The organism is Saccharothrix sp. S26 (assembly GCF_021390395.1).
Lineage (GTDB): Bacteria > Actinomycetota > Actinomycetes > Mycobacteriales > Pseudonocardiaceae > Actinosynnema.
This window is the reverse complement of the sequence record NZ_JAJUWT010000021.1, coordinates 173,519-185,835: the sequence shown is the minus strand read 5'-3', so window position 1 is coordinate 185,835 and position 12,317 is coordinate 173,519. Positions and strand designations below refer to the sequence as shown.

Below are 12,317 nucleotides of genomic sequence, written 5' to 3'. Positions count from 1 at the left end.
GGCCATGCGTGTCATCGCGGTGCTAACGGCACTTCTCGCACTGGTGGGTGCGGCTCCGGCGCACGCGGACGGGCAGGGTGACCCCTGGTCGCCCGTCCACCGGGTGTTCTTCTGGGAGAACCCGCAGCGCGCGGACGACGGCGTGGAGCTGGGGCCGGCGTCGGCGTCCTACCTCCTGCGCGGCGTCACGCGCGACTGCGCCATCTTCTGCTGGCACGACTGGGACGACGTGCCCGCGTCGGCGCACGTCCAGGCGGCCACGGTGCTGACCGTCTGGGACAACGCCGACCGCTCCGGGCCGTGCGCCAACATCGACGGCGGCGCGGTCGGCCGGACCGTGGACGACCTGGCCGCGCTCACCGGGCCGGAAGCCGGTCTGCCGTTCGGGCAGCACTGGGCCAAGCGGATCTCCTCGGTGCAGCTCACCCGGCACGGCGGTGTCGTGCCGGACTGCGTGTGGGTGCGCCGCGGCCCCAACCTGGTCGCCGACGCCGGTTTCGAGCAGCAGCGCGAGTTCGCCGTCCGGCCGCCGTGGGGCAGCGAAGGGCCGGACCTCAAGGCGATCGACCTGGACCGGGGGTTCGCGAAGTCCGGGGCGGACAACGCGTTCATCCGCACGTCCAGCCGCGCGTGGAACGCCGTCACGCAGTTCGTGCCGGTCACCCCGCACACCACGTACCGCCTGCACGCCTGGGTGCGCACCAGCGGCAACTACACGGCCGGGTTCTTCGGCGTCCGCCCGCACAACGGCACGCCGTTCGTCGAGACCGGCTTCGGCGCGGGCACCGGCTACCGGCTGCTGACCGTCACGTTCGACTCGGGCACGGCCGGCGGCGTCACCGTGTTCAGCGGCTACTGGGCTCCCGGCGTCGACTCGTGGATGCAGGTCGACGACGTGACGCTGGCCGTGCTGTAGCACCGCATCGGCTGATATCCGCACCGCCCTCCCCGCGGGGACAATGCCCGCGGGGAGGGTCACGTGAAAAAATCTTGCCCCGACGCGGGGAGGACTCGATTACCGCGGCCACGTAGTCACCGAGAAGTTCCCACGACCTCGGGAGGCGACATGGCACGCGGAGACCGGCTCGACCGCACCGGGCGAGGTGCGCGATGAGCGTCGAGACCGACCTGCGCGACGGCGACGCCGACGCCCGCCGGGTGCTGTTCGAGCTGTGCCAGACCAGGGTGCGCTCCTACGTGCGCAAGCGCGTCCGCGACGCGGCCGACGTGGACGACCTGGTGAGCGAGGTCGTGATCCGCGCCCTGGACGCCGGCCGCGCCGGTCGGGGGCCGGACGAGCTGTCCAAGTGGGTCTTCGGCATCGCCCGCAACGTGCTGCGGGAACACCACAAGGAGCGGCGCAAGGCGGCCGAGCGGACCGTCGCGACCGAGGTCGGCGACGTGGTGCGGGAGCCCGTCGAGCCGCCCTTGGACTTGCGCGACCTGCCGGAGCTGCCGGTCGAGCTGGAGTACCTGATGGGCAAGCGGCACCTGGCGCGGACGGTCGACGCGGCCGTGTCGGGGATCCCCGTGACGTTGCAGCCGTTGATGCGCGCGCACATCGACGAGACCCGCCGGTGCGGCGAGTACGCCGTGGGCACGCGGCTGGCGGCGGTCACCGGCCTGCCGGTGAAGAACGTGGACCGGCAGCTCGGCCGGGCGCGGGACGCGCTGCGCGCGGCGTTCGACGCGCTGGTGCTGGCGCGCGGCTACCGGGACACGTGCGAGGGCTTGGCGGCGATCGTCCCGGAGGGGCGGGACGTCGTGCTCGACCCGGTCCAGTCGAAGGCGGTGCTCGCGCACGCCGCCGGGTGCGCCACCTGCGGGCCGCGCCTCGGAGAGCTGCGCGGCTTCGGCCGATGGGCGGTCGGACCGGGCCTGCTGGTGCTCGCCGGGGACGACGATGAGCGGCGGCGCGCGCTGGCCGGGCTGGCGGGCCGCGATGCGCCGTCGCGGACGGCCGAGCCGCCGAACCCGGCCGAGCTGTTACCGACGGTGGAGCTGCCCAGTCCGGTCGAGCCCTCGCCGGTCGAACCGCCGAACGCTGCCGAACCGCCGCAGACAAGCGCACCGCCCAACCCTGCCGAACTGCCGCACACAGCCGAACCGTCGAAGCCGGCCGAACCGCCGCAGACAAGCGCACCGTCGAAGCCGGTCGAGTCGGCGCAGACCGTCGAGTCGGCGAGGGCGGTCGAGTCGGCCGGCCCGGTCGATCGGGTGCGGGGGCTGGTCGTGGGGCGCGGTGGGTCGTCGAGGGCGGTTCGGGCGTCCAGCCCTGTCGACCGGGTGCGGGCGGTGGTGGTGGAGCAGGTGGCCAAGCTCGACTGGCCGCTGCGCTTCGCCCAGGAGTACCCGGAGGTGGCGCGTCGGGTCGGCGCGGGCGCGGTGGCGTTGGTCAGTGGGCTCGTGCTGTTGGCTTCGGTGTTGTTCGCCCCGGACGGCGAGCACGACCGGGTCGAAGGGCTGCCCGGACCGGTGCCCACCACGACGGTCGCGCCGCCGTCCGCCACCGGTTCCGCGACCACCCCGTCCCCCTCCGGCACCGGCGACGTGCCGCGGGGCGGTCTGCGCCGCGCCGGGGCCCCGGACGGCGAGCCGCTGCGCACCGCCGCGACGACCCACCCGAACCACACCCCCACCACCACGACCGGCCCGGAGGATCCGCGGAACACGGTGGAACCGCCACGCCCGTGGAACGGTGAGATCACCGTCGACGGCACGGGCTCGGGCTACACGGCCTTCTCGGTCGCCGCCGCCCCGGGCTGGCACCCGACCGCGCAGCCGTTCACCGTCGCGGTGCGGCCCGGTGACCACGTGCTCACCTCGTCCGGCCAGACCACGATCCCGTTCCACGTCACCGAGAACGGTCAGATCCGCTACTCGTCCGCCTACGACGGCATGCTGGCCGGCCGGGACACCTCGACGCTGCGGGTGCGCGGCCTGCCGATCACCCTCGACGCGTCGGAGCTGTCCTACCAGTCGGCCACCGTGTCCGGCACCGGCGTGTCGCAGACCAGGACCAAGACGGTGAACCTGTGGCCCGGCCCGCACTTCGTGCAGACGCCGGCGGGTGACCGGCTCGACTTCGAGGTCACCCCGGCGGGCGTCGTGCGCTACGGGCCGCAGGTCGACCCGGTCCTCGACGGCGCGGGCACGTCCACGCTGACCGTGCGCGGCCTGGCGATCGTCCTGGACGGCAACGACGTCGACTACGCCAACCTCACCATCGGCGGCACCGGCTGGCCCGCGCCGCAGGAGGTCCGCACCGTGCGCCTGCTGCCGGGCAACCACTCGGTCGTGACGCCCGCGGGCACCAGCCACCCGTTCCGCGTCACCCCGGCCGGGACGCTCGCCTACGACCCCGCCCTGGAGGGCGTGCTGACCGGGGCGGGCGGCACGGTGCTGGCCGTGCACGGGGTGGTGATCCGGGTCGACGCCACCCGCACCGGCACCGACCACGTCGCCGTGGACGGGGCGGGCTGGTGGCCCGCCACCGCCCCGCACGACTTCCGGCTGCTGCCCGGCGGGCACCGCGTGCGGCTGCACGACCAGCGCTCGTGGCCGTTCACCGTGGACCGGGCCGGCGCGGTCGGCTACGACCCGGGGCTGGACCCGCTGCTGGACGGCCGGGGCACCGGCACGCTGGCGTTCCGCTAGGGCACGTGCACCCAGGCGGGCTCGTCGACTTCCTTCCGCACCACCCGGACCGGCTGGAAGTCGACGGCCCGCAGCCCCCGGTAGCCGTGCCGCACGACGGCCCGGTGGACGGCCTCGGACACGATCACCACCAGGTCGGCGTCGGGCCGGTCGCGCAGGCCCTGGTACAGCGCGGGGCTGTCCACCAGCCGGCACGCGGTCACGAGGTCCGTGCCCGTCCAGCCGTGCCGGTCGCGGTCCAGGTCGCCCGCGTGCACCGCCATGCGCAGCCGGACCCGCTCCGGCCGCGCCGCCAGCTCGGCCACCAGCCGGGGCACGAGCGGGTCCAGCAGGTCCACCTTGGACACCGAAGCCGGCACCACCAGGATCAGCCCGTCACCCCGGTCGGCCACGACGAGCCGCCACCACCGCACCCCGGCGGCGCGGAACGCCCTGCGCACCACGCTGCGCAGGGTCTCCCGCGCCCGCAACTGGGCGAGGTTGTCCAGCCGGCCGAAGCCGGCGACGTCGAACACCACGATCGAGCGATGAACCGGGTACATGTCCCCACCTCCCACCGAGTACGTGGTCGGACCGACCCCGTCCTCCCCGCCGCCGTGAGCGGGCGGTCAGAGGTTGGCGCGGGCGGTGCGCAGGGACTGCTCGGCCTGGGCGTCGCGGAGCTCGAAGGTGGAGCCGTCGGAGAAGGCGATGCGCACGAACCACTCGGGCTGGACCTGACGTCCCAGCGGCACGGCGTCCAACCGGGCCGTGCCGACCGGGGCCTCCCACCACGTCACCAGCGGCGGCACGTCCGGTTGCGCCTGGCCGAGGCCGCGGACGCGACCGAGCAGACCACCGGACGCGGGCGCGGCGGGCCGGGTCGCCTCGCCGTCCACGACCAGCGCGAGACGCCGGTTGGTCAGCAGCAGGCGGCACTCGTCCCGGCCGGCGGTGAACAGGTCCGCCCACCGGGCCGCGGCCTGGTCCGGGCGCTGGGCGTGGGCCCACGCCCACACCGCCGGGTCGTGCGCCCACTCGTCGTGGTGGAACCGCCCCTCGGCCACCGCGCGGGTCGGCAACGGCCACTCCGGCTCCGGCACGGCCAGGGGTCGCGTCCCGGTCGGGTGCGGCGCGGCGCGCGTCGGCCCGACGGTGCTGCCGACGTGCCCCTCCGGGTCGACCACCCAGACGACCTGCTCACCGGGCCCGACCCAGCGCCGCTGGGCGAGCTCGCCGATCTTGAGCCTGTTCTTCGGCACCCTCGTCGTCCCCTACCGGCCGTTGACCAGCGCGAGCAGTCGGTGCGCGTGGGCGGGCTCGTGGCCGCCGACGACGTCGACGCCCGACCCGTCCACGAGCGAGACCCGCAGCACGTGGACCGTGCCGGGCGTGTAGTCGTAGGGCAGCTTGCGCTGCGCGACGGCGACCCCGGTGATCCGCTTCCGCGGCACCTCGACCACCGGCACCACGTCCGCGGTCTCGACCGGGACGTGCGCCGGGAACCGGTCCTTGCCCGCGAACGCGTCCCGCGCGCTCTTGGCGAAGCCCAGCACCTGGTCGAGCACCGACTTGTCCGGCTGGGCCTCGCCGGCCGGCGGCTCCGGGTCGGTGCGCACCCAGGCCATCCGCCGGGGCGTCAGCACCCACCATGCGAAGGACCGCTCCCGCACGGCCAGCCCGGGCGCCACGGCGATCGCGTCCGGCCCGGGTCCGAACACGACGGCCTTCGGCGGCGACTGGGCCTGGTCACGCGGTCCGCCGGCGGTCACCGCGGCCGCCGCGGTGCCCAGGGCGCGCAGCGCCTTGCCGCCGATCCCGCGGCGCGGCTCGCCCCACCAGTCCAGGCCGTCGACGTCGAAGCCGGTGTTGGTCGTGCCCACGGGCGCGCACAGCAGGATCGGCTCGTCCGGCGCGCACCACGACTGGCGCAGGGCCAGTGCCCCGTCGAGCTTCACCAGGCGAACCCGCGTTCCTGCGCGTCCCGCCGCTCCTCCTCGGAGGGCTTGCCCTGCGCGGCGTCGTGAGCGGCGTCCGTGCCGAACTTGATCCCGCCGTCGATCGCGGCGTCGACGCCCGCGCTGAACGCCGCGCCGCCGACCCTGGTCTGCCCGCCGAGCATCCCGCTCAGCACGGTCTGACTGATGTTGCCCGCCAGCGCGCCCTCACCGGTGATGCCCTGCATGAACCGGTTGCCCGTGGTCGAGGCCAGCGTCACGTCGTCGGCCCTCGTGACGACGTTGACCAGCGGGTTCGCGCCGAGGTGGCGGCCCGCGAACTGCTGGGCCATGTTGCCGCCGCGCAGGCCGTTCATCCGCTGGATGACCTGGCGCAACGGGCCGCGCAGGCGGACCAGCAGCGCCTCCAGCCTCTTGACGATCTTGAACAGCTCCATCTGGAGCTTCGACACCCGCATGGTGATCCGCATGCCCGTGCTGCCGACCTGCACCGTCGTCGTGGCGCCCGCCGCCGCGACCGAGCCGCCCGCGGTGATCCACGAGGCCGCCAGCGCGGCCAGCCACTGCACGATCAGCCCGATGATCAGCTCGGTGAGGATCTGGATCACGAACTCGACGAACATGTCGAACAGCTCGGCGATCATGTCCAGCGTTTCCTTGAGCCCGCGCACGTCCTCCGCGAGCGCCGACACACCGGCGCTGAACTCGGTGATCTGGTTGCGGAACGCGTCACCCGCCGCACCGACCCACAGGCCGGCGGTGGCGTCCGCGCGCCGGCCCTCGGCCTCGGCGACCTCGTCCAGCCAGGTGGCGACCTGCTCCCAGCCGTTGCCGGTGGCGCGCATCTGCTCCGGGTCGCCGATGGCCCACTCCGCGATCTCGATGAGCGGGCTGAGCACGATCGACACCAGGAAGCCCAGGCCGTTGTCCAGCAGCGCCTGACCGGGGCTGGCGAGGGTCTGGAGCAGCTCCATGCGGCCGGAGATGCCGGCCGCCGCCATCTCCGGCGGGCTGGTGGCGTCGGCCAGGTCCTGCAACGCGCCGATGCCCGAGCTGCCGCGGCCCGCGGCCTGCTCGAACCAGTTCTTCTGCTCGCCGCCGTTGAGGTCGGCGAACGTGCCCGGACCCGCGTTCACCGGCCACCGCCCAGGCCGTCGCCGATCTGGGTGAAGCCCTGCGACAGGCCGTCCTCGACGCCCTGGTACAGCTCGAAGCTCTGCCGCAGCTGCTCACCGGTCTGCTTCAGGAACTCCTGCGCGTCGGTGGCCAACTGCCGGCACTCGTCGAGGCTGGAGAAGTAGCCGCTGCTCAGCCCCACGGCGTCGCCGATCGGGCCGAAGCACTGGTCGTCCACCCTGGCCTGCTCCAGCAGCCCGGCCAGCGCGCCGAACTTCTCGGCCAGGCTCTCGCTGCCGGCCGCGAAGGCGGTCAACGCCTCCGGCATCACCTCGAAAGTCACCAGTTCCCCCTCAACGCAGGTACGTGCTCGGCGGCTCGTCCTCGTCTTCGACCGCCGGACGCGCCGGTCGGTTCCGCGGCGGCACGGGCGGTGGCGCGTGCGGCGGGGGAACCGGACCCGTGGACGGGGCGGGCGCGGGCGGCGCGACGGGGGCGGGCCCGGGCGCGGGCGGACCGGGGGGCGGTGGCGCGGACGGCATGATCGGCTCCACCCCGGACGCCGCCATCCCGCGCTTGAACTCGGCCAACCGGTCGCCCAGGATCGGCGCCACGGCCGCGTCGAGCTGCTGCGCCGCGTTCTGCGTGGCCATCCGGATGGCGTCCAGGATCTCCTGCTGCAACGCCACGTGCGAGCGGGCCATCGCGCCGGGGCCGAGCCGCAGGCCCAGCACCGCGCCGGACGGTGCGGCGGTCACCGTGACCGAGCCGTCCCGGTTGCGCCCCACGCCGCGCAGGTTCTGCATCACCTGCTGCAACTCGCCCGCCTTCGCGGCCTGTTCCTCGAACGACCGCATCATGTCCCGCAGCCGCTGCTGCCGGTCCGTCACCGCAAGCCCCCCGCACTCCGACACTGCCAGCGCCAAGCAGGCTACTGGAAGTCCCCGGCGACCTCGCGGCGGTTCGGGAATCGGCTCGCGCCGCCGGTCGTGGGCTTGCGCCGGCGGTTTGACCCTCTCGTTACGTCACTGTCTACGGTCCCCGGACATGACGATCACCGTTCTGGACACGTGCTCGGCGATGAGGCGCGTGCTGCGGGCCCCCGCCGGGGAGCGTGCCGACCTGCTGCGCGCGATGCTCGACCCGATGAGCGGCATGTACCGGTACTTCCCGGGCGAGGTCGACCTGGTGGCCATGCACCGGATGGGCTCCGGGTTCCCCCTCGACCGCGACGAGGACCGGTGCCTGGACGCCGTGGAGACCCTGGAGCGGGCCGGGGCGTGGGAGCGGGTGCAAGCCGCCCTCGACTCCGCGCTCGCCGTGCAGCTGGAGGCGACGCCCGACCTGCGTGCCCCGGACATCACCGTGCTGCTCGTGCTCGGCGATCCCGGTGACGCGCACTTCGTGGACCACAGCCTGGGCGTCACCGGCAACGGCGGCATGTCGGGTTACGTCCTGATCACCCTGTGGCCCTTCCCGGAGAACGTGGACCGGCTGGAGGCCACCGCCGTGCACGAGCTCAACCACAACCTGCGCTACAGCCCCGGCGGGGTGGTGTGGGACCCGGCGACCGTCACGGTCGGCGAGCACGTGGTCTCGGAGGGCCTGGCCGACGCGTTCGCCCGCCAGCTCTACGGCGACGAGCTCGGCCACACCCGCATCGGCGTGCCCCACCTGCACGACGACGCGGTGTTCGAGAAGGTGCTGACCGGGCTCGACGTGACCGGCATGCACAACTTCACCGCCTGGGTGCACGGCGACCGCCACGCCGAGCGCTTCGGTGCGACCCCGGTGGGCCTGCCCACCGGGGCGGGGTACGCCGCCGGCAACCGGCTGGTCGACGCCTACCTGGCGGCGACGGGGCAGACCGCGGCGCAGGCCCTGCACGCCGCTCGCGCGGACGTCATCGCCACCGCGCTGCGGCACGGGGGCTGACCGTCACCGGCGCACGGCGGCGAGCAGCGCCGGGAGGAGCACCGCGTTGACGTTCGACAACGGCACCTGGATCGCCGGTTCCGGCTCGCCCGGCCGGAAGATGCCCAACCGACCGTCCACGCGCCGGACGTCGCCGACCGCGGGCCACGGCAGGGACGTCCGTCCGCTCGTGACACCCTCCCGGCCCACGCTCAGGCCGGCGACGTCCACGGTCTCGCCGCGGCGGACCCGGTCGGCGAACCGGGCGACCAGCCGCGGTTCCAGCTCGCGGCGCGCCAGGTCCACCAGGAACGCCCACGCGTCCGGCGGCGGTGCGTCCCGGCCCTCCGTGGTGAACTCCAGCTCGATCGTGTCGGTGGAGGTGGCCGGGTAGCGGCCCAGCGAGAAGTACCAGATGCCCTCGTGGGAGCTGCGGCCGAGGAAGCGCTTCGTCGTGGTGTGCGTGTCGTGGTACCGGACCCAGTCGATCCGGTCCAAGGGAAGCGACCGGTCGCCGTAGGTGATCTCCCGGGAGTCGGCGCGCAGCCGCCTCGAACCGAACGCGGTGTCCAGCGTCGTCCCGGGCCCGTCGGCGGTGGCGACGTGGTCCGCGAGCCAGGACGGCACGTGGGCGCGCGGGTAGGCGGCCAGGTCGTCGCGGTAGTGCGCGGCGGGCAGGAGGTCTTCGGGCGGGAGCGGCCGGTCGCCGTAGTCGTACTCCACGGTCGTCTCGCCGTGGTGGGTGACGGTCAGCAGCAGTCGCCACCACGGCCCGGCCGGCATCCGGGCGGCGACCTCGCGCTGCCGGCGGACCAACGCCATGATCGGTTCCGGGACGGCCACCACCTCGTTCGGCTGGTCGGTCCAGAACCGCACCCGGCCCGCCGCGGCGGACACGGTGCAGGTGAACACCGCGCCGAACCGCCGCCAGCCCGCCGGTCCCACCAGGGCCAACTGCTGGACGATCGGCTCGATCAACCGGGAAGCGCTCGCGGCGATCACCTCGTCCGGAGGGGTGTCGACGATCGTGAAGTCCTGGATCGCGCCTTCCTCCTTGAGCCGCACGGCCGCCCATTCGAGGTCGAACAGGTCGTCCGCGGCGCGCTCCTCGGCGATGAACTGCTCCTCCGCCTGCCGCGGCGGGACGGAGCCGGAGGTCTCCTTGATCCGGCCGGAGTCGCCCACCAGGAACACCGACCGGCCGACCGGCAGGTCGAGGAACGCCATCGGGTCGCTCTCGTCGACCTCCACCGGCGCGTACACGCTCCAGCCGGCCTCGAAGCGGTCGGCCACCAGTCCTTCGGTGGGGTAGTCCAGGCCGCGGGCCCGCACCCACTCCACCACCGAGGCGATCGCGTCCCGCGCGCTGGTGACGACCGCGCCGTCCGGGGTCGGGTCCGGGGTCGGCGCGGTGGCGCGCCGCGGGTACGGGTCGTCCTCGTCGGCCTCGAACACCACGCCGAACCAGTCGTGCTCGGAGACGAGGCCGAGGCGGTCGAGGACGCGGCGGTACGCGGCCGTGCCCGCCGCGTCGACGTCGACGACGTCACGGCCGCGCTGCTCGGCGTCGATCGCGAGGCGCAGCAGCGCCCGCACGTCCGGGTCGTCGGGTGAGGGCGCCGCGAACAGCGCGCCGAACCGGTCGTCCGCCGGCTCCTCGGCGGCGAGCCGGCGCAGCTCCTCCACGTCGGCGTCCACCCGGGCGTCACGGCGCAGCGGGACGAAGGACGGGAGCAGCTCGGCCACACCGCAGGACCGCCACCTCGGCGCCCGCCGGACGAGGTCGTCGAGGGTGTCGGCCAGGCGGGCCGCGGCGTCCGACCCGGCGTCCAAGGGCTCCAGGTACTCGCACACCACCTCGCCGGGGACCAGCAGCCACCCTTCGGGGTCCACGTCGGGCAGGCTCGCCGGGTCGACCGGGGGCCAGTCCCGCCACACCGCCGTCGGGACGCCGCCGCTGCCGTCCTCGTCGGTCTCGACGAGCTCCACCAGGTGCTCGGCCGCCCACGTGTCCGGCCGCCGGGCGACCAGGTGGCCGACGCCGCCGAGCAGGTCGCCCGCCTCGCGCAGGCGGTCCACGAGCCAGCGGGGGAAGTCGCGCTCGTGGGCCAGCGCCAGGGTGAAGGCTTCGACGGCCCGGAAGTCGTGCGCGGCGGGCCGGCGGGGCGGGCGTGGCCGGACGTGCCGGCCGAAGTCCGGTTGCGTGGGACCGGCGAAGCGGTCCGCGCCCGCCACCGGGGGCTCGCTCGCGGCGAACCACAGGCACGCCTCCTCGAAGTGCGAGCGCGCGTCCCGCGCCGGTTCGGTCGACGACACCTCCTCGACGCGCCCGCCCGGGCTCACCAGGAACACCGACCGCGTCACCGGCTCGTCCTCGTCCGGCGCCGGGTCGGTGACCATCACCGGCGCGTAGACGCACCAGCACGCCCAGAAGGGATCGGCGATCAGCTCCGCGACCGGGTAGTCGAGGCCGTGGGACCGGATCCGGTCGGATACCAGGGAAATCGCCTGCGCCGCGTCCATCCGCCCGCCTTTCGCGCGCTGCCGCGGTTCCGTGGCGAACCGCATGGGGTGGCCCGTCGACAACGTAGCGGATGCCGGACAACGCTCACGGCGCAACGGCGTGCACGTCCCGTGCGCCCGCCAGATGGGTGTCGCACCGGATGGTGGCGGTCGGCCGGGACGCCGACACTGGCAGTGAGCCCGTCGGCCTGGACGAGAGGGAGCTGAGGCGTGGAGACCGTTCGCAGCACCGTGCCGGGTGTCGGCACCGCGCACCACTTCACCACCAGGGGTGGGCAGCGGCTGGCCGTGTTGGTGCAGCACGGCGTGCGCCGCCTGTTCGTCTTCGGACCGGAGGACCCGGACACCCCCGCGCAGACCGTCGTGCTGGGGTGGGAGGAGGCCGATGTGCTCGCCGACGTGCTGCGCAGCCGGTCGGCCGCGGAACGGCGGACCGAACCCGTGCCGTGCTCGGTCGTCAGGGCTCGATCAGCCCGGCGCGGATCGCGTAGCGGGTGAGTTCCAGCCGGTCCTTCAGGCCGATCTTCTGCAACAGGTTCGCGCGGTGCCGCTCGACGGTCTTCGCGCTGATGAACAGCAGGTCGGCGATCTCCTTGGAGGAGTGGCCCTCGGCGACGAGCTTGAGGATCTCCTCCTCCCGGTCGGTGATCGCCCTGGCGGGGATGCCGTCGCCCTCGCGGACGCGGTCGAGGTAGTTGCGGATGAGCGAGGTGACCGCGCCCGGGTACAGGAACGGCTCGCCGCGCATCGCCGCGCGGCACGCCTCGACCAGGTCGCGGTCGGCGACGGACTTGAGGACGTAGCCGGAGGCACCCGCCTTGAGCGCCTCGAAGAAGTACTGCTCGTTGTCGTACATCGTGAGCATGAGGATGCGCAGGTCGGGTTGCAGCCGCGAGAGTTCGCGCGCCGCCTGCAACCCGGTCAGCCGCGGCATCGCGATGTCCAGGATGGCCAGGTCCGGCCGCTCGGCCCGCGCCTTCGCGACGGCCTCCGCACCGTCGCCCGCCTCGGCCACCACGTTCAGGTCGGGCTCGTTGTCGAGGATGAGGCGGACTCCCCGGCGGACCAGGGCGTGGTCGTCGGCGAGCAGGATGCGCACCTTGCGCACACCGGTTGCGTTGGTGATCATCACGCCTCCATCGCGGGTGCCGAAAGCCTTGTCCCAGTACC

At 74.1% G+C, this 12,317-nt stretch carries 12 protein-coding genes; 4 read left to right on the top strand and 8 right to left on the bottom strand.

Features of this window, described 5'->3' with window-relative positions:
• Positions 1-4 precede the first annotated feature (4 nt).
• Together LZG04_RS30465 and LZG04_RS30460 are read left to right on the top strand one after the other, a co-directional pair.
• On the top strand, positions 5-916 hold the full coding sequence (locus LZG04_RS30465; protein WP_233823393.1) for a hypothetical protein: 912 nt from the start codon (positions 5-7) through the stop codon (positions 914-916).
• A gap of 194 nt (positions 917-1,110) precedes the next feature.
• A complete protein-coding gene (locus LZG04_RS30460) occupies positions 1,111-3,657 on the top strand; it encodes an RNA polymerase sigma factor (protein ID WP_233823391.1) in 2,547 nt (848 codons plus the stop codon).
• On the opposite strand, the gene LZG04_RS30455 is transcribed toward LZG04_RS30460, so the two are convergent.
• The 6 genes from LZG04_RS30455 to LZG04_RS30430 form a co-directional block, all read right to left on the bottom strand.
• Complete coding sequence (locus LZG04_RS30455; protein ID WP_233823389.1) at positions 3,654-4,199, bottom strand: hypothetical protein; 546 nt, start codon at positions 4,197-4,199, stop codon at positions 3,654-3,656. The genes LZG04_RS30460 and LZG04_RS30455 overlap by 4 nt on opposite strands.
• A 66-nt stretch (positions 4,200-4,265) precedes the next feature.
• The gene (locus LZG04_RS30450) at positions 4,266-4,898 is read right to left on the bottom strand and encodes a hypothetical protein (RefSeq protein ID WP_233823387.1); all 633 of its coding nucleotides are present in this window, start codon (positions 4,896-4,898) and stop codon (positions 4,266-4,268) included.
• Positions 4,899-4,910: 12 nt separating this feature from the next.
• On the bottom strand, positions 4,911-5,594 hold the full coding sequence (locus LZG04_RS30445; RefSeq protein WP_233823383.1) for a hypothetical protein: 684 nt from the start codon (positions 5,592-5,594) through the stop codon (positions 4,911-4,913).
• Positions 5,591-6,730 (bottom strand): WXG100 family type VII secretion target, encoded by a 1,140-nt coding sequence (locus LZG04_RS30440; protein WP_233823381.1) that lies wholly within the window; start codon positions 6,728-6,730, stop codon positions 5,591-5,593. Before LZG04_RS30440 ends, LZG04_RS30445 begins: the two co-directional genes overlap by 4 nt.
• Positions 6,727-7,053 carry a hypothetical protein gene (locus tag LZG04_RS30435; RefSeq protein ID WP_233823379.1) on the bottom strand — a complete coding sequence of 109 codons (327 nt, stop codon included), beginning with the start codon at positions 7,051-7,053 and terminating at the stop codon, positions 6,727-6,729. The genes LZG04_RS30440 and LZG04_RS30435 overlap by 4 nt, the downstream gene beginning before the upstream one ends.
• A 10-nt stretch (positions 7,054-7,063) precedes the next feature.
• Positions 7,064-7,600, bottom strand: a complete 537-nt coding sequence (locus tag LZG04_RS30430) for a YbaB/EbfC family nucleoid-associated protein (protein ID WP_233823377.1) — start codon at positions 7,598-7,600, stop codon at positions 7,064-7,066.
• A gap of 157 nt (positions 7,601-7,757) precedes the next feature.
• Here LZG04_RS30430 and LZG04_RS30425 point away from each other — a divergent pair, with 157 nt between their 5' ends.
• Positions 7,758-8,645: a DUF2268 domain-containing protein gene (locus tag LZG04_RS30425; protein ID WP_233823375.1), complete on the top strand. Its 888-nt coding sequence runs from the start codon at positions 7,758-7,760 to the stop codon at positions 8,643-8,645.
• Between the two features lie 3 nt (positions 8,646-8,648).
• On the opposite strand, the gene LZG04_RS30420 is transcribed toward LZG04_RS30425, so the two are convergent.
• A complete protein-coding gene (locus LZG04_RS30420; protein ID WP_233823373.1) occupies positions 8,649-11,147 on the bottom strand; it encodes a hypothetical protein in 2,499 nt (832 codons plus the stop codon).
• Positions 11,148-11,357: 210 nt separating this feature from the next.
• Between LZG04_RS30420 and LZG04_RS30415 the strand changes: the two genes are divergently transcribed.
• Positions 11,358-11,645, top strand: coding sequence for a hypothetical protein (locus tag LZG04_RS30415; RefSeq protein WP_233823371.1), 288 nt, complete (start codon positions 11,358-11,360; stop codon positions 11,643-11,645).
• Here LZG04_RS30415 and LZG04_RS30410 read toward each other — a convergent pair.
• Positions 11,605-12,276: a response regulator transcription factor gene (locus LZG04_RS30410; RefSeq protein WP_233823369.1), complete on the bottom strand. Its 672-nt coding sequence runs from the start codon at positions 12,274-12,276 to the stop codon at positions 11,605-11,607. The two genes, LZG04_RS30415 and LZG04_RS30410, sit on opposite strands and share 41 nt — an antisense overlap.
• Positions 12,277-12,317 lie beyond the last annotated feature (41 nt).